This window comes from Paraburkholderia sp. BL6669N2 (assembly GCF_003387275.1).
Taxonomy (GTDB): Bacteria; Pseudomonadota; Gammaproteobacteria; order Burkholderiales; family Burkholderiaceae; genus Paraburkholderia.
The window spans coordinates 4,274,520-4,300,055 of the sequence record NZ_QUNA01000002.1 but is presented as its reverse complement, the minus strand read 5'-3'; the positions used below and the strand labels follow the sequence as shown (position 1 = coordinate 4,300,055).

Sequence of the window (25,536 nt, the reverse complement as noted above, 5' to 3'; positions counted from 1 at the left end):
ACTCCGGCGCAATGGGTTCGCCGAAGTTAACAAAATTCAAACGCGTTTACCAGCAACACTTACAGGCCTCTTCGGCGTTGTTATCGAGAGTTGCAAGTTCATCAGTCTTAGACCAGGGATGTCGTGCCATGAAATTAAACATGTGAGGTTTGATGGTTGAGAGATTGCGCAACGCAACGATCTACGGTTCGTAGCAATAGCTTGAACACGAGATCGCCGCGTTGTTTTGGCGCTGGCTTTGCCGGCCAGCGCACTACGCTGACCAATTGATTCGGCGACGTTCGCCTACGCAAGAACTGCGCGCCGGCTGCGTTGATGTAGGGCTGCCCCGCCAATCGGAAGACCAGACGCCGGAACAGCTCGCTCGCGGCCCCAAGTCCGAATTCCCTCAATCTGCTCCGGGCTCGTCTTCGACAAGGGAACGACATTCTGGAAGCTCCGTCGGAATAAATCATCCGATACTGCTGCGTCTCCGCTCAGAAACGCTTCCTTGACGACCTCTCTTACCGCTGACTCGAGATCCGAACCGGCAAAGCCCTCCGACGCTTCAACGAGTTCATTCATCAGGCTGTCGTTCATCTTGTATTTAAGCCCACGACGGGCGTAAATCTGGATGATTTCCCTGCGTTCGTCCGGCGTCGGCAAATCAACAAAGAACAGCTCATCAAATCGACCACGTCGGAGAAGTTCAGGAGGCAAGCGCGAAACGTCATTCGCCGTTGCGACAACGAACACCCGAGACCTGGCTTCCTGAAGCCAATAAAGAAATTGCCCAACCAAGCGAGTTGAAGTGCCGCCATCGCCGGACCCTTGCGTCGCACCAGCCAACCCTTTCTCAATCTCATCAATCCACAGCACGCAGGGAGCCACGTGGTCGGCTGTGCTGAGCGCCTCCTTGAGTCGCCCTTCGCTCTGACCGAGATACTGGCCATGAATCGTAGACAAATCGAGCCTGTATAGCGGCATCTTCCAGTTGTGCGCAATTGCTTTGGCTGAAAGCGATTTCCCGCAGCCCGGCACGCCGACAAGCAGGACTCCGCGCGGCGGACGAATGCCGCGCTCGCGTAAGTCGGCTGTGAGAAGCGGACGCTCCTTGTCGAGCCAGGCTTTGAGACCGCCCAGGCCGCCTACATTGAGCTCAGAGCCTCTAACCTGAACGCGCTCAATGCCAGAGATATCGGCAAATATGCGGTCTTTGGCCTGAGTCAATTGGGCAAGGTCGTCCTTGACAATGCTCCCGTTCGCCAGCAGCGTCGCAATAATGTTCTCGGCCTCGATTCGCGAAATTCCCGTCAAGATTGCAGCGGCTTCCTTCTCATCCGCGTCGTCCCATTCGATGCGGTAGTCCTCCCGATATGCTCCAATTTGCTCACGGATGATTTCCAGCATCTCGTCTTCGGAGGGAGCAGACAGGGTCAGCGACATCCCGAGGCGCTGCAACTGCCCCCACACCGGCTTTGTCGTGATGATGACGACAACCCCGCCGCTTTCCGCTGCCAGCATGACCGTGTCCTGCAACTGACGGGCAAACGGCGTATCGTCTTCCGAGTCGGGTGATTCGGTAAGCACAAACGTTAGATTTTGCCTTTGTCCAATCTGCTGGCTCGCGTGATCGAGCGCCCCGACTACTGAACGGTCCTCGTTTGTGACACGGCCACTCACCAGGTCTTTCGTCCCTTGGGATAGCGTATGGACATATATCGGTGCATTGCTAAGGCCTTGCGCAATTTCGCGGAGGATGTCGAGTACGCGTGAACGCTCAGCGCTACGGATCGAGATGAAGGGCACCCGTGCCTTTAGATAACGCGTCAGCGCGCTGCGAAATTCGTTTGTGTCACTCATGGTTATGCAAGAATGTTTCGGCGGCGTTGCGCAGAACCAGCGCTATTTCCGTTATTCGAGGGAGCGCCGACAGCAAGCGCCCTGTCACCTTCCACGACAGTTGTGGCTGCTGCGGTCGCCTGATAATGAAGCAGGCTGCTGTTCCGAATGGTGCTGGCCAAGTGACCCGAGCGGTCATGCTTCGCACTATCTTCCAGTGCCCGCTGGGCAGTCTGTGCGTATTGCCCGACCTGTTTCTGGAGACTTTCTCTCAGCTCATCCGCGAAGACAGGCAATGCTGCCAATCGATACACTGTAGCGAGCTTCTGGCGTGCATCGAGCATGGCCCTTGCGAGAGTCGTCGTATCTCCACCAAGTCGCAGCGCACGCGACATACCCTCTGCAATGCGCTTCAACCGCGAGTCAACCGTTTCGCTGACTCTTCTCGCGAACAGTGGAGCGACACCGCCGGTCCAACTAAGCGACCCGATACTCATCGCGTCGATCGCTTCGTCATCATTGGTGCCAGCCTCAAACGAGTCTAGGCAGACCGACCAATCAGCATAGGTCACTGGAGTTTTCATGGCCGTGTCGGCTCGATTACTTCACACGGCGTACAAACGGCGTCGCGGGGAGCAGATCCCACTCCGGAAACGCTCCGGCCAACGCCTCATGAAACGAACGCTCCAACATGAACTGCTCGGTCGACTGCGCAGTTGACGTCGGTTGAACTGCCGGTTGGTTTTGCGTGGGCGAGTCGCTGGATTCAGTCAAAAATTGGCGGTTCATCGTAATAGTTCCTGTCAGGCGGCAGAGATAACGCGACGGACGTTGTCGTGGGACGCGAGGATATGTTGGTCAGGCGAAATCGAATCTATGAAATTCGTAACCTCGACGGCAATTGCGTCTCGCCGCGCATGCTCGCGGCGCCACTCGACGAGTTCAGCCAAGCAAGCCTTCAATGCCTGCTCGCACTGCTCTTTCTTTTTCGCCGCTTCTTCGGCGACCCGCACCTTGGCTTTCGCAATTTTCTGTTTCTCCGCGAAGAACCACCCGATGGAAGCGACACCAATCAGCGCGAGGAACCAGCCCGCAGAAATAGAAAAGACGATCATGAGAACGCCGAATGCAATCGCTGCCCATTGCTTGATACCGATCTTCAGTTTTGCCAGTGCCGCATCGCGCTCGGCATCCAGGTGAGCACCGAGTTTTCCAATCAGTTCTTCCTCGTTCTCCCCGCTGCGGGTCGAGCCTGTCCATCCTTCAATGGACAAGGCTACATCGGATGGGACACGTGCACGGAAAGAGGCCGTCAAGTCATCATGGGCATCCCGGATCCACGTGCGGGACAAAGCAGTGGCATATCGCTGCGTTGCGCGCGTTGCCTTGCTCAATTGCGGATTCATCGCCGCATTGGTCAGCAACTGGGTGAAACTCACACGCTCGTCCAATATCGTCGTTTCTAACGCCTGCTTGCGCTGCGCAGCGTCCCGGTCTCCTGATTTCTCGATAATCAGCTGATTAAGCCGGTCTTCGCGACGCAGGGGCAACTCCTCGTCATCAAAATTCTTGACCAAGGAATCAAGCAGATCGTCAACTGCGGCTTCGATGTTGCGTGCCGGCGTCAACGCACCGTCAAATATGCCAACGAAATGATCACGAACGACTTCGTGAAGCGTCGCCTCGTTGAGTGAATGGTTTAGAGCAGCCCATGTCGAGCTGAAACGTGCAAGATGCCGGTAACGCTGAGAGTTGTCGTTTTCGGGAAGTTTCGTGAGCAGGCCATCGCTCCATTGATGACGTTGCGTTTCCACAAAGCCGACTTCCGCTGACAGCTCTTCGACCCACGATTCGACGCGTCGTGTGCACTGCAGACGCACCTCCCCGCCAAAGATACCGCTAGCGAGCGCGTCAACAAGAATAACGCTTTGCCGGTCAAGGCTCTTCGGATCCTGCATTCCAAAATAGCGGTCCAGCCAAACCCTGCAAGCACTGCCGCGATCTGCGCGGCGGCTGACGAGAGCAAAGAACAGGGAAGTCTTTTCGTCGTCGCGACGCACCGCTTCTGCCAAAGCTCGCTTTGCCAGATCCTGCTGGTCGTTCAGCCACGCAGCGAGTGCTACGAGAGCCGGGGCCAACCAGTAGCGCGGCGCCGACAGCATCAGGCCTTCAGTTGCAGATTTGATGGTCTCAACGCGCACAACATTCACATCCGCCGCCTGCAGGATGCCTGTGGCCTGTCGCCGTACTTCCGCGTAGTACCCGTACGTCGTTTCCAGTTCTTGCCGGATCTTGATCTGCCGCGTTTCGGCGAGTGCCAGTTCCTTGGCGCGTAGGTCGGCGGCAACAAACTGCATGAAAGCCTGTTCAAGCCGTGCCAGTTCTGACCTCGTGTCAGCAAGCTCGGTCCCAACGCCGTTTACCTGTTGAGACACAGCCTCAATGTCACGATTGAGGCTCCTCAGGCTATTGTTGATAAAAGTAAGGTCTGCCGCCTGAATAATCCGTTCTGTGGTGCTCATTTCATCCCTTGACGATCGAAGTGTCGCCGCTCGACGTGACGGCGATTACCTTATCCAAATAAACTTCAACGAATGCGTACCGACCATGCATGGCTAACGCGCGCCCTTTTGCCAGTAAAGGCGGCAACGATTCAAAACTTTTGTAGTGCTGGATGATGTTTCCCGCCCGGTCCAGTGTATGGACCTCATAAGGCGCCCCGAGATAGCACTTGGATACGATTCCGAGCGGTTGCTGATCGATGGTAATGTCGGGAAACTCATCCGTGATTGCGGCGACCAGAGCGTCGACTGCCTGTCGATTATGGGTGTGGCCACCTGCATCAAGTCGCCCGATAGCTTCAAGGTACGCAGTGGAGCGCTTGACTCGAAGTCGTGCATTAATTTGGTCTTGAGACAGACTCGTTGACTGCCTACTGACTTGTCGCAGCAACGTACTCGTCTCAGCAACAGGGGCGCCGGGCGTTAAAAGCTTTCGAATCATGCGAAACCCAACAGAACCGGTAGCACCGTGGGATAGAACGTGCCAAGCATGCGCCACGTACCGGCGGTGTTGTGACGAACTGCCTTGACCCCAGACGGCTGGGATTTGAACTTACGCCCTCTGTGATGAAAACGCGCGACGGACTTACAGGACAGTCGGGGTACTGTGATCCCTTCGACCGCCTGTGACAGGACTCGCCTAACTTAACCACAACGCACCTCATTTTTCCTTTACGCTCGCGGTCCGGCACTGACGGTCCCTGTTGCGCTCTCAGCTGTTTATTTTTGGCCGCTCAAGGTCATTCCATTGGCGACCTTCTGAGGAAGGTGGCGACGCGCTTCGCCTGCCGGCACGCTCCACGTCCAGTTTTCTAGCCGAGATAACGGCAGCAGCGAAGCTTTCTTTAGCGTTGGCTTAAATATTTCCTGGAGCGTCGACCTGACGGTCGGCGTAAGCGGAACGTCGCCGCAGTCAAATCTGCTCATGCAGATTGTCGTCGCAGGACGAACGGTTGTCCCTGCTGAGTGGCGTGGCGCGCGCGCCAGCACCATGGGCACCTTTTGCACTCCGGCGCGGCGAGCCGCTCCGGTGGCGAGCCACTGCCCGCGCACCACACCTATATACGCTGCATGAACCGTGCGCCAGGCAGCCACACGCGAATCCCGGCTCGTCCTTGCAGGTAGCCCGGCGGCGCGATGACCACCGCGCAACGGTACACGGGTACCACGCGCAGCATCTACATGCGAGGGCCGCGTCTGGACTCGATCGTCAACCTCGACATGACTTGGCGGAAAACGACCAGCCACATCACGGCGGTCCGAAACACGAGGTAGGACACAAGCTAGAGCGGCCAATGCGCGACGTCGCCGTCGGCCGGAAGACTCCACGCCTTGCCCATAGCGTCTAGCTGGCGCCGGCCAGATCAGGAATGCTCCGTGGTCGTTGCGTCGAGGACGCCTCCCGTAATTCCTTTGAAGCGGGTCGGCCTCCGAGCAACTTCTACTCGACCAATCAACCAGGGCGCCCGTGACATCGGAACTGCGCGCCGACAACCTCGTGTAACCGGCTGCTTAACACAGCGGGACGGCGTCTAGCGGACGGAAACCAGTGCTCAAAAAGGTACCGACGCTCGAACGTCTCCTCCAACCTGATACGGAACATTCAAGCGTCGATCATGCTCCTCCCGACGTTAGCCAGAGCCGCCAGTCCGGGGTTTGACTTTAATTTGTCGCGAACGATTAGACGCAAAATGACGCGCCGCGGTGCAGGTTACAATGCGTGGCTGACGCCGGCGTAGCGGCGGGTGTGCGAGGGTCTTACGGATTAACACGTACCAGTCGGCATCCGATGGTGCGAGTCGACCGCAAAAAACAAGCAAATCTAGAGGGAACACGAGAATGGGAGAACTTGGCGCACTCCTTTGCGGCGGGGACCAGCCTGAGGGATTAGCAAAGTCCGCTTTGGGCCAGTTGGCCCGGTCGATTGATCACTTCGCCGAGAAGTCCGTGAAGTTTTTCAACGAGGGCACGTCGGAGGATGCGGTAAGTTTCGGCCCATTCTGCGCTCGCGCTTTATTGGAAAACGCATGCGCGGCATTGGTTGGGCGGCTTGACTCGTTTCGAATGCTTTACCTCGCAGAATTTCAGGCACAACCGGAATATGAAGCGGGCAAACGGGCGAAGTCAGCTTTTTCGTGGTCAGGGGACGTCATACCCGACGAAAAAGCGCAGCAAGAAATGTGGAGCCTTGATTACGACGTGCCAAAGATTAGCCGAGCGCTGTTCTCGCGATACGTGGCCCACGTTTTTTGGAAACCGGCTGTAGAGGGAATGGTCGATTTCGTCAACGCTCAACGTGTCGACGTTGACGTGCAGGACTTACTGTCGCTGGATGCAGAAACCTACGTCAACGTGACAAAGGGTAAGAGTTTGCAGCTCTATTCGGCACTGTCCAAAGGCGTTCACTGGGAGTTTTTCACAAGTGCCCTGATGTTTGACGAGGCGACGGTGAAGAATATGATCCGCGAAACTTGCATTCTGGTAAGTCAGCTAGGGCTTATCTCTCACTTTATCCCTACCGCGCATGCTTCCCTTGGGCCAGACCAAGCACTGGCAATGTACTGCGAATTTAGAAGGGCGATTCCATGACTTTTCCTAACGACCAAGATAACGACTCGGGACTGATCCTGGCTGCCGAGGAATGTCCGCCTGAAAGCTTTGAGAAATATCACAGCTTCTCTAGCTACGATAACGTGATCATTCGTAAGTTGACTGCACACGGGCCGGTGCTGATTAGAGGAGGGCGAGGTAGCGGAAAGAGCGCTCTGCTGCTGGAGGCCTACAGACGAATGCGCGCTGGAGACAGCGTCTTTCCCATCTACGTTAGCCTTCGCTATCTGCCGCTCCTCCAGTCGGACGGCGAGGAATATATCCATCACTTCTGCGAGCTCTTGTCCGAGCAGATTCAAAAGGAACTGTCAGAGTGCGGTCACGCCCTTGAGTTTCCGATCGTGTCGGAACAGATGCGTTTGCAACTGGGCTTGACGCAGCTTGCACAGGCCTTGAGCCGACGAATCGTACTGCTCTTTGATGATGCCGCACACATTGGCCGGGAGAAGCCGCTCGAAGTGTTCTTCGATCTGTTCCGAACGCTTTCGAGCAATTTGACATCATGCAAGGCATCAATATACCCGGGCGTTACAAAATTCGGTGTGCGGTTCGATGTCTTCAATGATTCAACGGTCGTAGATATTAGCCGGTCCGATGTTATGGCATTCCCCGACTTCTTTCCTGACGTCGTCCAGGCTCGCTATCCACGGCTGGCCGAACGATCCACGTTTTCGGATCGGCTATCCCCGCGCCAGTTCGCGAATCTGCTTGGCCGTGCCGTAGTGGGGAACCTTCGCGGATTCATCTTGGCGTGCAATCGTTTTGACGATCAGGATAGGATCGGCATTCCTGAGGTCAATAAATGCTTCCTTGAGATGGCGCAGGACTACTACTGGCCACTGATGGACGAAGTAGCGCCGAAGCTAGGCGTTTATGAGCCGTTGATCGAGCCTGCTCGAGATCTGATGGAAGCGATCGTCGAGCACTCTTCGAAGCCGGTTAAGATCGGGGCGAGAAGCATTGCACAGGACCGGGTGCTCATCCATAGGCAGTTGGTGTCTCAATACATCAAAATCTTCGAGATCTTAGAGTATCTTGGATTTGTGGCGCGGCGCGAGGCTTCCCGAGCTATGAAATCCGGCGGCCGAGGGCCGGTGTTTGCAATAAACCTCTGTAGCTTGCTTGACGGCACATCCACACGGCTGACAAGCGAAATGATCGACGAATGGCTCGCTAGCACGCAAGAGGCGGCGGAGATTCACCTACTGGGCCAAACGTTCAGCGACATCAAATTACCGACTCTCGCGGAGGAGCATGGCTTGGCCATTCTGGGCCGCGAAGTAGACGTTCTCGGGAAATCGCCGGCATACCCATATGGTCTTGGTCCGAACGTTGTTGAACGACTCCGAGGTGCGGGTATCCAGACTGTCGGCGAGCTAGTGACGAAATCTGACGACGAACTGGACAACATCGACTATATCGGCGACGTTCGAATCCAGCAGATCCGGGACGTTCTGTATCAGGCAATTTGGATGTAACGCGCCGGAGAGGCGCCCGTGAAGTGCAGACTACAATGGGCCCGAGTGACTGCAACGGCTGATCATCTGCCTGCTAGCAACAGCGAATGAAAGGCCGGTTGAATCCGCCCTTGGAACCGGCCATTGATACGACGCGGCGTCGACGGACCGCAGGGGGGCCGGCCTGTGCCGGTCGCATAGACCGAACGCCCTTGCCGGTCGTCGCGCTCGGGCGTGGAACTCTGTGCGGCCAGCTTCCGTTATTCTTCGGCAGCCGGATTGGATTGAAGCACCCTCGCCAACAATCTTCCACAATCTTTCGCATGCGGCGCCTGATTATCAAAGGGGCCGAGCCTGCGCGTATGCGCGCACATCTACATTCCGAGAGTGGGCTGACGTTGGTCCTTCCGCACTTTAGGCAGTCGCCCGTTTGCTGTCGGTGAATCGCTAGACTGATTGCGATACCGACGTTGGCTAGCAACCGGGAACAGCTTTCGTTTGTCTCTCGCTAGATGAAGCATGCGACGCATAGGTCAAATTTGTTTGTTCAGACCTCAAACTCAAGAGAAATAGATGTCGTTAAAAATCAAAGAGTTACCGAGATAAGCCAAAACAGGTTTCGTTTGCACGTCACCAGCATGAACTCACCGAATTCCCCCCACTCGTCCGCACTCGGCCGTGTCCTCGCGACGGTCAGCGTCGGCTTCGTCGTCACGCAACTCGACGTGACCATCGTCAACATCGCGCTGCCGCGAATCGGCGCGGATCTGCATGCGAATGTCGCGGACCTGCAATGGGTCGTCGACGCCTACACGCTCGCGTTCGCCGTGCTGATGCTATCCGCCGGCGCGCTCGGCGACCGTTTCGGGGCGCGGCGCCTGTACGCGGCCGGCATCGTGCTGTTCGCGCTCGCGTCGCTCGCCTGCGGCCTTGCGCTCGACGCGACCATGCTGGTTGCGGCGCGCGCGGTGCAAGGCGTCGGCGCCGCCGCCATGCTGCCGAACTCGCTGGCGCTGCTCAATCGAGCGTACGGACACGATCCCAAATTGCGGGCTCGCGCGGTCGGTCTGTGGACGGCGGCGGGCGCGATTGCGATCGCGGCGGGGCCGGTGGCCGGCGGCCTGCTGATCGCGGCGTTCGGCTGGCGCAGCATCTTTCTTGTCAATCTGCCGATTTGCGCAGCCGGCTTCCTGGCGACCTTGCTGTGGGTGCCACGGCCCAAAGCCGCGACGCGTCGCGGCCCGCAGCAATCGCCTGCGGCGCCTGCCTCCGACACGAAGCCGCGCGGCATCGACCTGGGCGGCCAGTGCCTTGCCATCGTCGCGCTGACCGCGTTCGTCGCTGCCGTGATCGAATGGCGGCCGCTAGGTTTCGGCCACCCGGTCGTGGCCGGCGGCTTCGCGCTCGCGCTGATCGCAGCGAGCGCCTTTGTCGTGGTGGAATCGCGCGTCGCGGCGCCGATGCTGCCGCTCTCGCTTTTCAGCAAGCGCTCCTTCAGTGTGGCGGTGCTGTTCGGCATCTGCGTGAATCTCACTTACTACGGCATGGTGTTCGTGCTGAGCCTGTATTTGCAGCGCGTGCGCGGCTATACGCCGTTGCAGGCGGGCCTCGCGTTCCTGCCGTTGACGGGCGGTTTTTTGCTGTCGAATGTGGCGAGCGGCTGGGTGGTCGGCCGCTTCGGCGTGCGGGTGCCGATGATCGCGGGCGCGATCACCGCCGGCCTCGGCTATGGCCTGCTGCATTTCGTTGATGCCGGCACGCCGCTCATCGGCCTGCTGCTGCCGTTCCTGCTGATTCCGTCGGGCATGGGCCTGGCGGTTCCCGCGATGACCACCGCCGTGCTTGCCTCCACGGACGCGCCACGCGCCGGCACGGCGTCCGCCGTATTGAATACGGCGCGGCAGGCAGGGGGCGCGGTCGGCGTGGCGGCTTTCGGCGCGTTGGCGAGCGGCGCGGCCGCCTCGCAGATCGTTTCGGGCATGCGGGCGGCGACCGCCGTGTCGGTGGGCTTGCTGGTGATCGGCGGCGTGCTGAGTTGTTTCGTGCACCCGCAGCCGCACTCGTCGGACGCCGCTCATCGCCATGCAGGTCGCGAACGGGTCGGCGACTCGCGCTGAGGGTGTCGCCCGTCAGGATCGTGTGCAAAAAACGACCCCCGCGATGCTCGCGCATGGCGGGGGTCGTTACCGGCGGTTCGACGCCTGCTGGCTAGTTCGCGACGCCGCGTTCCGGCCTACAGCGACGCTTCCTGAATCGTGCCGGTGTCGATGGCGCGCTCGATCAGCCCTTCGTTCTGCGCTTTGGCGATAGCGTCGGCGATCAGTTTCTCCGGCTCCTCGATCTCGGCCTTGATCGTGCTGATGAACCCGGACGCGTCCAGAACCACCAGCGTCTTCGCCGAATCAGCCAGGCTGATAATCACCCGATGCGGCGTAGGCCCTTCACCAAGACTCGCGCACAATTGCGTGACCTTGCCGCCGATGGTTTGCTCAAAACTCTGAATCATTATTTGCTCCCTTGGTTACAGCCGAAATCGAAAGCGATCCGCACAGACTACCTTAGCTGCCGCGTCAAAGGCCGAGTCCGCCGCGCGGCGCTCGCGCACCGTCGATGCTGAGACGTCCCGCGCCCGTCACGAACAGCAGCAGGAAGCCGCCGGCAATGCCGATGTTCTTCCAGAAATGAATGACCATGTCACGTTGCAAGGCGGCGTCGGTGACATTCCAGAAATCGTGGCCCAGTACCGCCGTCGCCACCGTGTACACCGCCATGATCAGCGCGAGCGGGCGCACCTTGAAGCCGAGGATCAGCAACAGACCGCCGAGCGCCTCGACCGCCGTTGCGATAGGCGCGGCGATCTGCACGAACGGCACGCCCTTCGAATGCAGGTAGCCGACAAAGCCCGCATAGCCCAGCAGTTTCATCACACCGCCCCACAGGAACAGCACAGCAAGCGCAATACGAGCGATGAGGATAACGCCGGAATCGACGGGACGCGACATGAGGGACTCCAGTAATGAATAAGCAGCAGACCCGGCCAGCAGCCCGCAGTTCCCCACTTTGCACCGGACAATAGGGAGTTTGCCCGCCTTTTCCTAGCACGGACAAGGATGAGCAGCACACAACCCGCGGCATGCCGGGAATGGAAAAAGCGTCCGTGCGGCCCGCCCGGTGGCGGCCACGACAAGTGCCGACGGCGGAATCACCGCCGTATTTATGCTTGAGGATAGGTTGCGACTTCGATCAGATTGCCGTCCGGATCGCGGCAATACACCGAGGTCATCTTGCCGCGCGCGCCGTCGCGCTCCACCGGACCGGCTTCGATTTCGACGCCTTGCGCAAGCCAATGCGCCTTGACCTCGGCCGGGCTCGTGGTCGTGATGAAGCAAAGGTCCGCGCTGCCGGGCACCGGCTCGCGGCTAGTGAACCACGCGACGGTGTCGGCGGTCACGGGACGCAGATTGATCTTCTGATTGCCGTAGAACATTGCCACCCGCGTGCCGGTACGCGACTCGAACTCGGTGCGCCGCATGCCGAGCATACGTGCGTACCACGCCGCGCTCACTTCCACATCGGCAACGTTCAGAACGAGATGATCGAGAGTGTCTATCGAGAAGCTCATGGTTTCCGTCACCGTGATGTAGGGCGATGCGCCGTGACGGATCAGTTCGACCCGCCGCCAGCGGCCAGATGAAAAATTAGCACGTGCGCGAAATTCGCGTGCGGCGGCCGGGGCGTCGCGCTCATGGCTTTGCGTCGCAGTGGAGTTGGCGAAGGTTACGACTGAGGCGCGTCGGGCGCGAGCAGAACGCCCTTCGTGAAGACGAAGCAACCATAGCCGCGCTCTTCACCGGTCGCGATCACGCAGTACGCTTTACGCGCGCGTTCATAAAACGCAAACCGTTCGATCGACGCGAACGGCACGTCGCGCCCTTCCGCCGCGTTGATCTCAGCCTGCGCCTCGCGCTGCACGGCCGGAATCGTGTGCGGCTCGCCCACCACTTCCATGCGCGACGCGGGATGCTCGATGAACGTGTCCAGCGGCATCACCGACAGCACCGCGCGAATCGCGCGTGGCGCGCTCACGCCATCGAGGCGCAGCACCTTGCCCAGCACGCTTTCGCGCGCCACCGAGTCGCCGGGGAAATTGGCGTCGCAGATGACGAGTTCGTCGCCATGGCCCATCGCGCGCAGCGCATGCAGGATGTCGGCGTTCAGCAGCGGGTCCAGATTCTTCAGCACGGTGTCTCCTTGTAGTCCGGTCGGCGGCTGACCGCCGAGGTTTGGACGTGGGTTATCGGGTCGCGCGGAGCGAGCCGGTCGCGCGAAACGGGCGGTTCACAGCGCATTCGAGTCGGGCCGAAGCAGCAGGCGCCCCGCTCGGCAAAAGCGTGTCCGCGCGACGCATCGCATTCCAGCGGACGATTGTAGCAAGCAACGTCGTGGGCATTGTTCGAAGGTGGCGCGTGGCGGCTGCACCTCGCCTTGCCAGAGCGGACGGTAGGCCGAACGCGCTGTATGGCCGGCAGAGTCGCGGCGCCACCGCACTGCCAGCGCAGCCAGCCGACCACCGCCAGCAGCACGAGACCCGCGCCGCCCAACACCGGTTCGCGCCAGCCCAGCAGCGCGATGAACATGAACACGCGCGCTCCGGCGAGCAGCGCGAAACCGGCAACCACGCTGGACAGCGAGTCGAGGGCGCCCGACAGGCGCGCTAACGTGATGGCCGATTGGGGAGCCGTGGCGGCAGCGGGCTCGTGCATGATCGTCTCCGTAACAAAGTGGTGGTCAGACGCCGTCAGGCACCTGGTCGAGGAAGCCGGTGACGGCCTGCAGGCGTCCATGCGGATCAACCACGCCGAAGTCGGATCCCTTCACAATCGCGTCGCCCGCGGGCGTGGCCAGTTCCCACGAGAAACGCAGCCGGTCGGCAAAGCCGTCGATCTGGCCCGTGCGGCGAAACGTGTGATGCGGAAAGCGCTCCTGCACCGCGCGGATCATCGCGTCGATGCCGTCGTGGCCGGTGCCCGACAGCAGCGGGTCGCGATAGTCGGCATCGGTGCTCCATGTCGCGGCGATCAACTCGCGACGGCGCGTGCCATCGGTTTCGTTCCATGCGTCGAAATAACGGTCGATCAGATCGGTATGCGCGTTCATCTCCAGACTCCTTGATTGGCAGGACTGAGCACTACGCTCGGCAGACACGTTGTAGGCGGCGGGCTCGGAGTGAAGATTGACGGCTCGGGCGCGCTGCGTCGATTACGTGGGAGGTAAGCATTCGCGCGCGCTTCGTTGTCCATCGGATTGGCCATCCGGCCGAGTCGTCAGCCCGGGCGGCAGCCGCTAACCTCGTGTAGCGAATGGGGCCGCGCGGAACAGACGCGCGGCATGTGATGTATTCGATGAACACGAACACGGGGGCCTTTTTCAATATGGTTTTCACACTTGCAAGACCGTATCCACAAGGATACAATGCTCAGCAGATCGGTTCACCACCTGTGTACGAGGTTAACCGCACCGAGGAATTCGACGCATGGCTTGCACAGCTCGCGGATTTACGTGCGAGGGCAAAGATACTCGTGCGAATCCGGCGTGCGGAACGCGGGCATTTCGGCGACGTGAAATTGCTCGAAGGCGGTGTATCCGAGATGCGCATCGACTGCGGGCCGGGCTATCGGGTCTATTTCGCGCGTGAAGGGCGCATGGTGTATCTGCTTCTCTGTGGCGGCACCAAGTCCACCCAGCCGGCCGATATCAAGCATGCCAAAACAATGTGGTCAGCAATCAGAAAGGAACTGTCATGAGCAAAATCAAAACCGCGCGATTCGACGCGTCGGACTACCTCGATAGCGAAGAAGCGATTGCCGAGTATCTCAACGCGGCACTTGAAGACGGCGACGCCGACGTGCTGCTTGCCGCCATCGCCGACATCGCTAAAGCGCGCGGTATGGCCAAGGTTGCGGCAGACGCCGGACTCGGGCGCGAAAGCCTCTACAAAACACTCGCGCCCGGATCCAAACCGCGTATCGACACGGTGCTCAAGCTGCTGCGCGCGCTCGGCGTCAAACTCAATGTGGTGCCGGAAGGCGTGGCGGCGGCCTGAGTCGCGCTTAGCGTTTCAACCGTGTTCGCGGGGTCGGTCAGCGCGTTGGACTGGCTGCGCTGGCAGGCGCGTTTCCGGACGTTCGTAGGGCGTCGGCGGGTGGTTTCCGGGGTTTTCCATTACCTCTCAGGTAATGGATGGCGAGCGCGGTTTGGCTATCATCGGTGGCATGAACACACTCTCTCTTGCGCAAACCGTCCCGTCGCCTGCATCGGCTGCCAGCCGCACGGTCGGCGATCTGCTGCGTGAATGGCGCCAGCGGCGAAGAATGAGCCAATTGCTGCTCGCAGCTGAAGCCGATATTTCGACCCGGCACTTGAGCTTCGTCGAATCGGGTCGCGCGGTGCCGAGCCGGGAAATGGTCATGCATCTTGCCGAACGGCTCGACGTACCGCTACGCGCGCGCAATGCGCTGCTGGTCGCCGCCGGTTATGCGCCGCTGTTCCGCGAGCGTCCGCTATCGGATCCGCAGTTGGCCGCCGCGCGCGAGGCCGTCGAGTTGGTGCTGAAGGGACACGAACCCTACCCGGCGCTCGCCATCGACCGGCACTGGACCATCATTGCCGCGAACAACGCGCTCGCGCCTCTACTGACCGGCGCCAGCCCGGAATTGCTGAAGCCGCCGGTCAATGCGCTGCGCCTGAGCTTGCATCCGGAGGGCATCGCTGCATCGATCGTCAATTGGCACGCCTGGCGCGAGCACATTCTGGCGCGGTTGCAGCGGCAAATCGAGGTGAGCGGTGACAGCACGCTGAGCGCGCTGCGCGACGAACTGACCGCCTATCCGGCGCCGCCGGACGCGCAAGCGCCCGAGCACGACAATGCGGCCCTCAACCAGATTGCGGTCCCGCTGCGGCTGCGCACGCCGATCGGCGTGCTGTCGTTTTTCAGCACGACCACGGTGTTCGGCACACCGGTCGACGTCACGCTCTCGGAACTCGCCATCGAAGCGTTCTTTCCAGCCGATCAGCAAACTGCGGCCGCACTGCGCGAATTCGGGGAGAGCCTGCGCGCCGAGGCGGCCCGCCAACCGTAGCCTGACAGTAGAAGACGAGGCACACTGCAGCGTTAAGCCCTATCCATTCACTCGCGAGATCGACGCGGAGAGATGCACTTGAACGACAACGCCGTACTCGTACGCCAACTCGGTTCCGACGACCGCGACGACTATTTCCAGCTTCGCCTGCGTGGACTGAGGGCGCATCCGGATTCGTTCGGCCAGAGTTACGAGGAAGCGCTCGCCAAAGGTCCGTCACAACACGACGCGATGCTGAAGGGCTCGCATGCGGCCGAAGGTGATTTTTTGCTCGGCGCTTACGCATCGGCCGGAACACCGTTGATCGGCGTGGTCGGCCTGATCCGCAATCCAGGCGACAAGCAGCGGCACAAAGCCGCCCTGATCGGCATGTATGTCGCGCCGGAAGCGACGGGCCGCGGCGTCGGGCGCGCGCTGCTCAACGAATTGCTGGCGCGCGCCAGGCGCGTGGAGGGTTTGCGGCAAATCCAGTTGCACGTCGGCAGCCGTAATGAGGCAGCGCGAAAACTGTATGAGTCGCTCGGCTTTCGCAAATTTGGCTGCGAGGTGGGCGCGCTGAATGTCGGCGGCGTGCTTCATGACGCGGATCTAATGGCGCTGTTTATCTAATAGATACTGGCGCGTCAGACGTCGCACCCCGTTACCCGTTACCCTCGTTCAACCGCCCTGCCCCGGCACGCGATCCGTGCTTTTTTTGACTGCCTTGTCGCCGCACCCGCCCCGAAAACGGTGCTCCGGCCGTCCCGCAGCTACCCTCGACCCATCGCTTGTCAGTCAACTCGCACATGTCCGACCTCTCCACTTCGCTTCCGCGCGTGTCGCGCCGTTTCGACACCGACCCGAAACCGCTCGGCGTCGCGCTCGTTCTGATCGCACTCGGCACCGTGTATCTGGCGCAGACCGTCAGCGGCCGCCAGGCGGCGCTCTATCTTGTCGGCGCGCTGCTCGGCATGTCGCTGTATCACGCGGCGTTTGGCTTCACGTCGGCGTCGCGGGTTTTTATTGCCGACGGCCGCGGCGCCGGCCTGCGCGCCCAGATGCTGAGACTCGCGCTCGGCGTGTTGCTGTTCTTCCCTGCGCTGCAAGCCGGCACGCTGTTAGGCCATCCGGTCGTCGGACTCGTCGCGCCGGCGGGCACGTCAGTACTGGTCGGCGCCTTCATATTGGGCATCGCCATCATGTCAGGCAGCTTGCACGGCTGGCTTTGGCTGGTAGCCGCTTTCGCCGGGAACGTGCTGGGCACGCGTCTGCGGCCGGCCTTCGGCCTCGAAGTCGAACGCGTTCGATCCACCGGTTGCTAGATGTTACGTAGGACGTTACAAATGCGGCCTTGTTTGTAACGGGGGCCGCACCAACCTGTTACATCTCTGTTGCGTCCCCAATGCAGCGCTCAATACAGGTATTTATTACTCTCTATTGCGCTCGCTTTCTATTTCCTTTCTGCGTCGAGCGGGAATTACCGATTTACCGCTCACGCACTCCGTTTCCTCAGACGAACACGCCAAACGCCCGCAATACAAGGGTTTCCATGGATCAGACAAAGCTCTTCCATAGCGGAAAATCCACGCGGCATCGTCTATTACAGGACCGTGAAAGAGTTACCGAAATTTGATGTATCTTTTTGAGATATTTTTTTGAGAAGGGATTGATTTCTTGTTTTACCCTTCATACAATTCGTCCCAAGCTGTTACGAAATGTAACGCGATGTATCAAAAGGTCGCCATCTGTATCAGGTGGTGACCCGTAGCCGGAGGACAGCGTTTCCGGTGAGGCACAAAAGACATAACGGCAAAAAATGCCGACATAGTAATTCGGGGCTTCGGAATAAACAGAAATGGACCGTAGCAGCGAGACGCTGGATTCAATCCGCGAGATTAACTTGTCTTACATCATGCTCGCGCAACGTATGTTGCGTGAGGACAAACCGGTCGGCATGTTCCGGCTGGGACTGTCGTCGGAACTGGCTGATTTGCTTGCCGGGCTGTCGCTCGCGCAGATCGTCAAGCTGGCCGCTTCCGATCAGCTTTTGTGCTTCTTCCGCTTCAACGACCACTCGATGTTGTCGGCGTTGACGCAAACGACGAAGCACACTGCAGTGGCACCGACTCACGCGGCGATCCTGCTTGCAGGCCAGCCGGCTGAACAGTTCGCTTAATCGAGGTGACTGCGATGCTCAAGCGTAGCCTGACGGAAGACGCACAGGAAGTATTCCGCGCCATTGCACTGATCGAACTGGGCGCACGCATGCAAGTGCTCGAGAGTGAATTGACGCTCTCACGCGACCGCATGATCCGCTTGTATCGCGAGGTCAAGGGCGTATCGCCACCCAAAGGCATGCTGCCGTTTTCGGCGGACTGGTATATGACGTGGCTCGCGAACATCCACGCGTCGCTGTTCTACAACACCTACCTGTTTCTGAAGAACGAAGCGCGCTGCTCGCATCTGGACGCGCTGACCAAAGGGTATCGGCTGTATCTGGAACATTGCCAGCATAGCGAAACCGAACCCGTGCTGGACTTGACGCGTGCATGGACGCTGGTGCGTTTCTTCGACGCCGAAATCCTGCAATTGACCAAGTGCTGCCGTTGCACCGGCAAGTTTGTAGCGCACAAACACGATCTGCAGCACAACGTGGTGTGTGGCGCGTGCCAGCCGCCGTCGCGTGCCGGCAAGACGAAGAAAGCCGCCGCTGCCCGCCAGGAAGCGCTTGAAGCGGCACAGATCGCGCAAGCAGCGTGAGCGAAAGCGGAGCGCCGCTGACTCGATGAGGGCAGGTCCAGCCCGATTCGAACCGAAGCCTTGATTAGAAAGTCCGCCTGTGAGCGGACTTTTTTTTCGTCCCATGCGCGCCGTCGCCTGCACAACGCGCACGGCGAAAAACCGATCAGCCGGCCAATCCCACCGTCTGCACCACCAGCCACAGGTTCGCCGCGCTGATCACCACGAACAGCGTCCACGCAACGAAACGCGTCAGCAGCGTGTTAGCGAACTCGCCCATCAACGAACGGTCGCTGGTCATGCGGATCAGCGGATAAAGCGCGAACGGCAGTTGAAGGCTCAGCACCACCTGGCTTGCGACCAGCAGCTTGCCGACCGCACCGTTGCCCATCATCTGCACGCCGATCAGCGCGGGGATCAGTGCCAGTGCTCGCGTAATGAAGCGCCGCTGCCAGCACGGAATCTTCAGCTTCAGGAAGCCTTCCATGATGACCTGCCCCGCCACGGTGCCAGTGAAGGTCGAGCTTTGTCCCGAAGCGAGCAGGGTCACCGCGAACAACACTGCCGCGAAACCGGTGCCGACGATCGGCGCGAGCAACTTGTACGCGTCTTCTATTTCGGTGACCTGATTGTGGCCGGTGGCATGGAACGCCGCGGCGGCAAGAATCAGGATCGCCATATTGATCAGCAGCGCCAACACCAGCGAGACGATCGTGTCGATGCGCGACATGCCGATCGCCGAGCGGATGCTGGCGGGATCACGCTTCACCGCGCGCGTCTGCACGATCGACGAATGCAGATAGAGGTTATGCGGCATCACCGTCGCGCCGAGAATGCCGATCGCCAGATACATGGGTTCGCGCGAACTCAAAGCCTGCCACGACGGAATCAGCCCTTGTGCGACCGACGGCCAATGCGGCCGCACCAGCGCGAGCTCGATGATGTATCCCACGCCAATGGTCGCGATCAGGCCGAGCATGATCGCTTCAAGGTCGCGGAAGTTCTTGCCCTTCAGGCCGAGCACGATCAACGTATCGAACGCGGTGAGCAGGACGCCGGTGGTCAGCGAGCATTTGAATAGCAGATGGAAGGCGAGCGCGCCGCCCAGCACTTCGGCCAGATCGCACGCCACGATCGACAATTCCGCGAGCAGCCACTGAAAGCGCGCCACAGCCGGCGAATAACGATCTCTCGACAACGCCGCGAGATCGCGGCCGGTCGCGATGCCCAGGCGCATGCTCAGGCATTGCAGCGCCATCGCCGCGAGACTCGACAGCATGACGACGAACAGCAGGCTGTAGCCATAGCGCGATCCGGCTTCGATGTCGGTGGCCCAGTTGCCTGGGTCCATATAGCCGATCGAGATCAGCAGGCCAGGGCCTGCGAATTGCAGGATCTTCTTCCAGAACGGCGCGCCCGGCGAGACGGCCACGGAGCCTTGCACTTCGGATGGGCAAAACGGCGCCGTTGCGGTAGTCGGTAGTTTGAACTGCAATCCGGGAGTCTCTTGAAGGGGATAAAACGCGGCGCCTCGTGCCGGCCGCCGCGAACCGCCTCAAGTGTACAAAGAAACTTCCGGCAACGCGCCGGTGAGTGCGTATCGGCCGACGTCGCGTACGCGATAGTCGAGCGGATCATGCAGCGTATGCACGCGGGCGTTGCGCCAGAAACGGTCGAGCGCGAGCGGCGCGTGCGTCGCGCGGGCGCCACACGCGTCGAACAGTTTTTCGCTGACGTCGAGCGCGGCGCGGTGCGCGACAATCTTCGCCTCCGACGTGGCGAGCGCAACCTGCGCGCGTGTTTCCGCGGAAAGCGCCGGACCTTGTTGCCACGCGTCTTCCAGCAACCAGGCCGCACGCGTCGCCAGCGCTTCGGCGCTTACCGCCTGCAGGCGCATTTCGCCGAAGCGCTGGATCAGGTAGGGATCGTCGGTGGCCTTGTCGACGCCGGAATAGATCCACGGCTTGCCGTTCTGCGTGACGTAAGCGCGCGCTTCGTCGAGCGCGCCTTGGGCAATGCCGACGAACAGATTGGTCAGTAGCTGTTGCGAAATCAGCGTGCGCAAACTCGCATGCGGCGTGTCGGGCCGCACCATCACTTCATCGGGCTCGACCTTGACCCGCGTGAAGGACACGCTGCCGCTGTCGGTCTGACGTTGACCGATCGGGTTCCAGTCCTCATGAACGGTGATGCCTTCGCGCGTCGTCGGCACTACGCCGAACACCGGTTTGCCGGTGAGCGGATCGTGCGCGGAGACCGTCATCATCTGCGAGCCGCGGGTGCCGGAGCAAAAGCCCTTCTGGCCGTCGAGCAGGTAGCCGCCGTCATCGGTTGCGCTTGCAACGAGTCGCGTATCGAGCGGATTGACGGCGTTGCCCCACCACCATCGTCCTTCGACCGTGTCGCTCAGATAGCGGGCGCGTTGTTCCGGATTGCCCCATACATTGACGCTGACCACCTGCAGGCAGGTGAAGCCCAGCAAATGCCCGAGCGCGCTGTCCACTTGCGCGATCTTGCGGATCGTCTCGTAGATGTCGGGCCAGCGCGCACCGAGGCCGCCGAATTCGCGCGGCACCGCGAGCGTGAGCAGCCCCGCGTCCGCGATCCATTGTTTTTCCCGCGCGGCGTGGCCGCCGTCGATATCGCGCTGGGCGGCCGTCGCACGCAAAGCGTCGAGCAAACCCGTGAGATCGTGCACCTTGGGCGCAGCGAATGCCTGACGCGTCTGCAACGCATCGGCATGACGAGGATCGTTCATGCAATTTCCATTTGAAGATCTGTTCGGCGAGCGGCGGCGGACGGCGCGCCTATGACTAAGCTTGATACTGTAGTCAGTATGATAGGCCGCGACGCGAGCACCGCAAATGTGAGCGCCTATTCGTCATGCAAATAGCCGCCGCGCGCATGGTAAAAACCGATTACACCCGCTGCGCGAGCCGCCGCACGAACCGGTCGCCGACGAACTGCACCGCCGTGACGATCGCAATCAGCAGCACGATCACCGTCACCATCACAGTCGTATCGAAACGCTGATAGCCGTAGCGGATGGCCAGATCGCCGAGGCCGCCGGCGCCGACCGCGCCCGCCATCGCCGATGAACCGATCATCGCCACCACGGTAATCGTGAAGCCGCCGAGAATGCCCGGCAGCGCCTCGGGCAGAAGCACATGCCAGATGATGTGGCGGCGTTGCGCGCCCATGGCCTGCGCGGCTTCGATCAAACCGCGGTCCACTTCACGCAGGCTCACTTCGGCCACGCGCGCAAAAAATGGAATCGCCGCGATACTAAGCGGCACGATCGCGGCCCATACGCCGATCGTCGTGCCGATCAACAAACGCGTGAGCGGCAGCAACGCGACCAGCAGAATGATGAAAGGCGTGGAGCGAAACGCGTTGACGAGCGCGCCGAGCGTGCTGTTCACCGCGCGTTTCTCGAAGATGCCGCCGCGTGTCGTCGTGACCAGTACCAGCGCCAGCGGAATGCCGACTAGCGCCGCGACGAATGCGGACACGCCGACCATGACGATGGTGTCGCGAATCGCATCGGCGAGTTCGGAAAGCCACAACTCAGACATAGCCCAATACCTCGACATGATTGGCATAGCGGCGTGCGCTGTCGAGCAGCGCCGCAATCTGTTTTTGCACCGTGGTGCGTTCGTCCGCACACACTTGCGCTGACACCACGAGGCGCCCTTGCGCATGCCCCTGAATCCTGTCGATGCCGCCATGCACGAAACTCACGCGCCCGCCATCGATGCTCAACGCCGACGCAAGGCCACCAAGATCAGGCTCCCGCGCATCGACGCCAGTGAAACGCACGTCCAGCAGAATCTGCGCGTCCACTTGCGCGATGTCGCGCAGCGGCTTGATCCGTTGCGCAAGGTCGATCGGCAAGTCATGCACCAGTGTGCGCAACAACGCGCGCGTTGCATCATGTTGCGGATCGCCGAACACGCGCCACACCGGACCGGTCTCCACCACCTCGCCGCGCTCGATCACCGCAACCGTATCGCAGACCTCGCGAATCACCTGCATTTCGTGCGTGATCAATACGATGGTCAGGTTCAGGCGCTGATTGATATCGCGCAGCAGCGCGAGGATGGCTTGCGTCGTTTCGGGATCCAGTGCGGAGGTGGCCTCGTCGCAAAGCAGAATGTCCGGGTCGGTGACCAACGCGCGCGCAATGCCGACGCGCTGTTTCTGGCCGCCGGACAAGCTCGCCGGATACGCGTCGCGTTTGGCGGACAGACCCACTAATTCCAGCAGCGCATCGACTTTTTTGTCGATCGCCGCTTTCGGCACGCCGGCGATTTTCAGTGGCAATGCAATGTTCTCTCGCACCGTCTTCGCCGAAAGCAGATTGAAGTGCTGAAACACCATGCCGATGCGCCGGCGCAACGCCACGAGTCCGCGTTCGTCGAGTTCGCCGACGCTCACGCCATTCACGCGCACCGCGCCTGAACTCGGTTTTTCCAGGCCGTTGACGAGGCGCAACAGCGTCGACTTGCCGGCTCCGCTGCGGCCGATAATGCCGAACACTTCGCCCCGCGCCACATTCAACGTGACGCTGGCGAGCGCCGCGGTGGACACGCCGCGAGCGTCGGCGAATACCTTACCGACGTTGTCGAATATCACGGCGGGTTGCGTCGCTGTTGCATGCGAATCAGGATTGACGGTGAGAGACGGCGCGTCTTCGATGAATTGCGGCACGTCGAAAAGATTGGCCATGGTTTCGCTCCTCTCCTACGCTTCGGCGGCGGCTTGCACGCGCCGACGATGCTGCGCGCCCGCATGTACGTCCGGCAGCCGGGCACGCCCTGCGCCGAACAGTTTCTCGCGCAGCGTCGGTGCGGGATCGTAATCTTCCTTATAGACACCGCGATTCTGCAATTCCGGCACCACCAGATTTACAAAGTCTTCGAACGATTCCGGCATCACCGTGCGTGTCAGATTGAAGCCATCGACGCCCGCTTCCTCGATCCACGACACCAGTTCGTCCGCGATCTGCTGCGGCGAGCCGACCACCGGCTTCGCGCGGCCGCCGAGCGTCATCTGTTCGAGCACTTTACGTTTGGTCCAGACTCCGCTCACGCTCTTCTTCGAGATCGCCTCGACGGCCGATTGCATCGACTCGGTCTTCACGTAGGAGATCGGTTCGTCCAGCTCGTATTGCGAGAAGTCGATGCCGGTCGAACTGGAGAAATGCGCGATGCCGCCTTCGGCGCTCGCATAACGGCGGTATTCCTCGAATTTCTCCTGCGCGGCCCGTTCGGTTTCGCCGACTACAACGGTGATGCCCGCGAATATCTTGATGTCGCCCGGTGCACGGCCGAAGCTCACCGCACGCGCACGGATGTCGTCGACAATCGAGCGCGTCAGTTGCTTGTTCTGGCCGCCGACGAACACGCATTCAGCGTGACGTGCCGCGAAATCGACGCCACGGCTCGACGATCCCGCCTGATACAACACCGGCGTGCGCTGCGGTGACGGCTCGCTCAGATGAATCGCGTCGATCGAATAGTACGGACCGTCGTGCTTCACGCGATGCACCTTGTCCGGATGCGAGAAGATGCGCGCCGCGCGGTCGCGCACCACGGCGTCGTCTTCCCAACTCTGTTCCCACAGCTTGTAGACCACGTCCATGTAATCGTCGGCGCGGTCGTAGCGGTCGTCGTGGCTGATCTGCTGCGCGAGTCCCATGCCGCGCGCCGCGCTGTCCAGATAGCCCGTCACGATGTTCCAGCCCACCCGGCCCTTGGTCAGATGGTCGAGCGTCGACATGCGGCGCGCGAACAGATACGGCGGCTCGTAAGTCAGATTCGACGTGACGCCGAAGCCGATGTGTTGGGTCACGTGCGCCATCGCGGGCACGATCAGCGACGGATCGTTGATCGGAATCTGCACCGACTCGCGCAACGGCGTTTCCGGACCGCCCTGATACACGTCGTACACACCGACGATATCCGCGAGAAAAATCCCGTCGAATTTGCCGCGCTCCAGCGTTTGCGCAAGGCTCGTCCAATAGTCGAGGTCGGTGTAATGCGCCGAGCGGTCGCGCGGATGCGTCCACAACCCGTGATTGATGTGGCCGACCGCATTCATGTTGAACGCGTTCAGCAGGATCTTTTTCTTCGCCATCGTGCGGCTCCTTGGGCTTTCCAGTTTCGGCTGACCGCGCGGCTTACCACGCGACGGCGTAGAGATTGCCGAAGGCTTTGTCGAGCGCGGCGCGCACGGCCGGCGAATGCTGATAGATCGAGATGAACTTGCGGATACGCGGATCGTTGGCGCTTTCCGGACGCACAACCCATTGAATCGCGTAGTTCTTGTTTTCCAGGCCGTCGAACAGCAGCGCGCTATTCGGATCGGTCGTGCCGGCCAGCTTGATGAAACTCGGGTAACCCTGTGCGAGATCGACGTCGTCGAGCGAACGCGCCAGTTGCGATGCTTCCAGCTGCACGATCTTCAGATGCTTCGGGTTGTCGGTAATGTCGAGCGTCGTCGCGCGATAGTCGATGCCCGGCTTCAGCTTGATGAGACCGGCACGCTGCAGCAACAGCAGGCCGCGTCCGCCGTTGACCGGGTCGTTGGCGATCGCGACCGTGGCGCCGTCTTTCAATTCGTCGAAGCGCTTGATCTTCTTCGAGTACAGGCCGATCTTCATGATCGTGCCCGGCGCGATTGCGACGAAGTCATAGCCGCCCTGCTTCTTCGCATTCTCGAGAAACGGAATGTGCTGGAAATAGTTGACGTCGATGTCCTTGTTGGCGAGCGCCGCGTTCGGCGTGTTCCAGTCGGTGAACTCGATGATCTTCACGTCGAGGCCCTGCTCTTTCGCTTCGCGCGCGGCGATTTTGAGCGCTTCGATTTGCGGACTGGTTGCGGTGCCGATTTTCAGCGTGGGCGAATCGGCCGCTGAAGCGGGCGTGGCCTGCAAAGCGAGTGCGAGACCGAACGCGCTGATGAGCGAGACGGCGGGCGTGTGGAAAAAGCGCTGCACGTTTGACAGAAAAATGCGCATGGTGAACTCGTGATTTCGGACGTGGTTTGAGTCGAGGCGAGCCGATCCAGCGGCATGCTGTGAGGCGTCTACAAAGGGATGAACTTTGAGAGGCCATCCAGGCTTGCCGGATAGGTCGGGCGACGGAAAGTCCACTACGTGCGGCTTAAACCGCGCGTGGCAGCGACAAGACGGGCAAACGGGTCAGCGCGGACAGCGGAAGGTCGGAC

Annotated in this window: 25 protein-coding genes and 1 pseudogene; 10 read left to right on the top strand and 16 right to left on the bottom strand. The window is 60.5% G+C overall.

Annotated features, from left to right (window positions below; genetic code table 11):
* Nucleotides 1–285: 285 nt before the first annotated feature.
* The 4 genes from B0G80_RS41925 to B0G80_RS45565 all read right to left on the bottom strand — a co-directional run bounded on the left by B0G80_RS41925 (nucleotide 286) and on the right by B0G80_RS45565 (nucleotide 4,824).
* Nucleotides 286–1,842, bottom strand: coding sequence for an AAA family ATPase (locus B0G80_RS41925; protein ID WP_116123368.1), 1,557 nt, complete (start codon nucleotides 1,840–1,842; stop codon nucleotides 286–288).
* Nucleotides 1,843–1,844: 2 nt separating this feature from the next.
* Nucleotides 1,845–2,405 carry a hypothetical protein gene (locus B0G80_RS41920; RefSeq protein ID WP_116123367.1) on the bottom strand — a complete coding sequence of 187 codons (561 nt, stop codon included), beginning with the start codon at nucleotides 2,403–2,405 and terminating at the stop codon, nucleotides 1,845–1,847.
* Between the two features lie 219 nt (nucleotides 2,406–2,624).
* Nucleotides 2,625–4,343, bottom strand: coding sequence for a hypothetical protein (locus B0G80_RS41910; RefSeq protein WP_116123365.1), 1,719 nt, complete (start codon nucleotides 4,341–4,343; stop codon nucleotides 2,625–2,627).
* A gap of 1 nt (nucleotide 4,344) precedes the next feature.
* On the bottom strand, nucleotides 4,345–4,824 hold the full coding sequence (locus tag B0G80_RS45565; RefSeq protein WP_147309985.1) for a hypothetical protein: 480 nt from the start codon (nucleotides 4,822–4,824) through the stop codon (nucleotides 4,345–4,347).
* Between the two features lie 1,397 nt (nucleotides 4,825–6,221).
* On the opposite strand from B0G80_RS45565, the gene B0G80_RS41895 reads away from it, so the two are divergent.
* The 3 genes from B0G80_RS41895 to B0G80_RS41885 all read left to right on the top strand — a co-directional run bounded on the left by B0G80_RS41895 (nucleotide 6,222) and on the right by B0G80_RS41885 (nucleotide 10,566).
* Nucleotides 6,222–6,971, top strand: coding sequence for a hypothetical protein (locus B0G80_RS41895; protein WP_116123363.1), 750 nt, complete (start codon nucleotides 6,222–6,224; stop codon nucleotides 6,969–6,971).
* Entirely contained in the window at nucleotides 6,968–8,470 is a 1,503-nt protein-coding gene (locus B0G80_RS41890) for a hypothetical protein (protein WP_116123362.1), read from the top strand. The genes B0G80_RS41895 and B0G80_RS41890 overlap by 4 nt, the downstream gene beginning before the upstream one ends.
* A gap of 617 nt (nucleotides 8,471–9,087) precedes the next feature.
* Nucleotides 9,088–10,566, top strand: a complete 1,479-nt coding sequence (locus B0G80_RS41885; protein WP_116123361.1) for an MFS transporter — start codon at nucleotides 9,088–9,090, stop codon at nucleotides 10,564–10,566.
* Nucleotides 10,567–10,682: 116 nt separating this feature from the next.
* On the opposite strand, the gene B0G80_RS41880 is transcribed toward B0G80_RS41885, so the two are convergent.
* The 6 genes from B0G80_RS41880 to B0G80_RS41855 all read right to left on the bottom strand — a co-directional run bounded on the left by B0G80_RS41880 (nucleotide 10,683) and on the right by B0G80_RS41855 (nucleotide 13,606).
* Complete coding sequence (locus B0G80_RS41880; protein WP_106277247.1) at nucleotides 10,683–10,955, bottom strand: hypothetical protein; 273 nt, start codon at nucleotides 10,953–10,955, stop codon at nucleotides 10,683–10,685.
* Nucleotides 10,956–11,019: 64 nt separating this feature from the next.
* A complete protein-coding gene (locus tag B0G80_RS41875; protein ID WP_106277245.1) occupies nucleotides 11,020–11,451 on the bottom strand; it encodes a DoxX family protein in 432 nt (143 codons plus the stop codon).
* A 212-nt stretch (nucleotides 11,452–11,663) separates the two neighbouring features.
* Nucleotides 11,664–12,071 carry a VOC family protein gene (locus tag B0G80_RS41870; protein ID WP_106277696.1) on the bottom strand — a complete coding sequence of 136 codons (408 nt, stop codon included), beginning with the start codon at nucleotides 12,069–12,071 and terminating at the stop codon, nucleotides 11,664–11,666.
* A gap of 155 nt (nucleotides 12,072–12,226) precedes the next feature.
* On the bottom strand, nucleotides 12,227–12,691 hold the full coding sequence (locus B0G80_RS41865) for an RbsD/FucU family protein (RefSeq protein WP_116123360.1): 465 nt from the start codon (nucleotides 12,689–12,691) through the stop codon (nucleotides 12,227–12,229).
* Entirely contained in the window at nucleotides 12,685–13,212 is a 528-nt protein-coding gene (locus B0G80_RS47585; protein WP_258879188.1) for a hypothetical protein, read from the bottom strand. Before B0G80_RS47585 ends, B0G80_RS41865 begins: the two co-directional genes overlap by 7 nt.
* Nucleotides 13,213–13,237: 25 nt before the next feature.
* On the bottom strand, nucleotides 13,238–13,606 hold the full coding sequence (locus tag B0G80_RS41855) for a nuclear transport factor 2 family protein (protein WP_116123359.1): 369 nt from the start codon (nucleotides 13,604–13,606) through the stop codon (nucleotides 13,238–13,240).
* Between the two features lie 245 nt (nucleotides 13,607–13,851).
* Here B0G80_RS41855 and B0G80_RS41850 point away from each other — a divergent pair, with 245 nt between their 5' ends.
* The 7 genes and pseudogenes from B0G80_RS41850 to flhC all read left to right on the top strand — a co-directional run bounded on the left by B0G80_RS41850 (nucleotide 13,852) and on the right by flhC (nucleotide 18,327).
* Nucleotides 13,852–14,253, top strand: coding sequence for a type II toxin-antitoxin system RelE/ParE family toxin (locus tag B0G80_RS41850; RefSeq protein ID WP_408969281.1), 402 nt, complete (start codon nucleotides 13,852–13,854; stop codon nucleotides 14,251–14,253).
* On the top strand, nucleotides 14,250–14,552 hold the full coding sequence (locus B0G80_RS41845) for an addiction module antidote protein (protein WP_116123358.1): 303 nt from the start codon (nucleotides 14,250–14,252) through the stop codon (nucleotides 14,550–14,552). The genes B0G80_RS41850 and B0G80_RS41845 overlap by 4 nt, the downstream gene beginning before the upstream one ends.
* 133 nt (nucleotides 14,553–14,685) lie before the next feature.
* A complete protein-coding gene (locus B0G80_RS41840) occupies nucleotides 14,686–15,588 on the top strand; it encodes a helix-turn-helix domain-containing protein (RefSeq protein ID WP_116123357.1) in 903 nt (300 codons plus the stop codon).
* A 72-nt stretch (nucleotides 15,589–15,660) separates the two neighbouring features.
* On the top strand, nucleotides 15,661–16,197 hold the full coding sequence (locus B0G80_RS41835; protein ID WP_116123356.1) for a GNAT family N-acetyltransferase: 537 nt from the start codon (nucleotides 15,661–15,663) through the stop codon (nucleotides 16,195–16,197).
* 176 nt (nucleotides 16,198–16,373) lie between these two features.
* Nucleotides 16,374–16,761: pseudogene (locus tag B0G80_RS41830) on the top strand (YeeE/YedE family protein); the annotation flags it as partial.
* A 661-nt stretch (nucleotides 16,762–17,422) separates the two neighbouring features.
* Nucleotides 17,423–17,743 carry a flagellar transcriptional regulator FlhD gene (flhD, locus tag B0G80_RS41825; RefSeq protein WP_007177882.1) on the top strand — a complete coding sequence of 107 codons (321 nt, stop codon included), beginning with the start codon at nucleotides 17,423–17,425 and terminating at the stop codon, nucleotides 17,741–17,743.
* A gap of 14 nt (nucleotides 17,744–17,757) precedes the next feature.
* The gene (gene flhC / locus B0G80_RS41820) at nucleotides 17,758–18,327 is read left to right on the top strand and encodes a flagellar transcriptional regulator FlhC (protein ID WP_106277232.1); all 570 of its coding nucleotides are present in this window, start codon (nucleotides 17,758–17,760) and stop codon (nucleotides 18,325–18,327) included.
* Nucleotides 18,328–18,472: 145 nt separating this feature from the next.
* Here the strand turns inward: flhC and B0G80_RS41815 are convergent, their stop codons facing one another.
* From B0G80_RS41815 to B0G80_RS41790, 6 genes are all read right to left on the bottom strand, one after another.
* Complete coding sequence (locus B0G80_RS41815) at nucleotides 18,473–19,801, bottom strand: Nramp family divalent metal transporter (protein WP_106277230.1); 1,329 nt, start codon at nucleotides 19,799–19,801, stop codon at nucleotides 18,473–18,475.
* 60 nt (nucleotides 19,802–19,861) lie between these two features.
* Nucleotides 19,862–21,064 (bottom strand): acyl-CoA dehydrogenase family protein, encoded by a 1,203-nt coding sequence (locus tag B0G80_RS41810; RefSeq protein ID WP_116123355.1) that lies wholly within the window; start codon nucleotides 21,062–21,064, stop codon nucleotides 19,862–19,864.
* Between the two features lie 160 nt (nucleotides 21,065–21,224).
* On the bottom strand, nucleotides 21,225–21,881 hold the full coding sequence (locus B0G80_RS41805; protein WP_116123354.1) for a methionine ABC transporter permease: 657 nt from the start codon (nucleotides 21,879–21,881) through the stop codon (nucleotides 21,225–21,227).
* Entirely contained in the window at nucleotides 21,874–23,034 is a 1,161-nt protein-coding gene (locus B0G80_RS41800) for a methionine ABC transporter ATP-binding protein (RefSeq protein WP_116123353.1), read from the bottom strand. The genes B0G80_RS41805 and B0G80_RS41800 overlap by 8 nt, the downstream gene beginning before the upstream one ends.
* Before the next feature lie 15 nt (nucleotides 23,035–23,049).
* Nucleotides 23,050–24,444 carry an LLM class flavin-dependent oxidoreductase gene (locus B0G80_RS41795; protein ID WP_116123352.1) on the bottom strand — a complete coding sequence of 465 codons (1,395 nt, stop codon included), beginning with the start codon at nucleotides 24,442–24,444 and terminating at the stop codon, nucleotides 23,050–23,052.
* A gap of 43 nt (nucleotides 24,445–24,487) precedes the next feature.
* On the bottom strand, nucleotides 24,488–25,327 hold the full coding sequence (locus B0G80_RS41790) for a MetQ/NlpA family ABC transporter substrate-binding protein (protein WP_106277221.1): 840 nt from the start codon (nucleotides 25,325–25,327) through the stop codon (nucleotides 24,488–24,490).
* Between the last annotated feature and the right edge of the window lie 209 nt (nucleotides 25,328–25,536).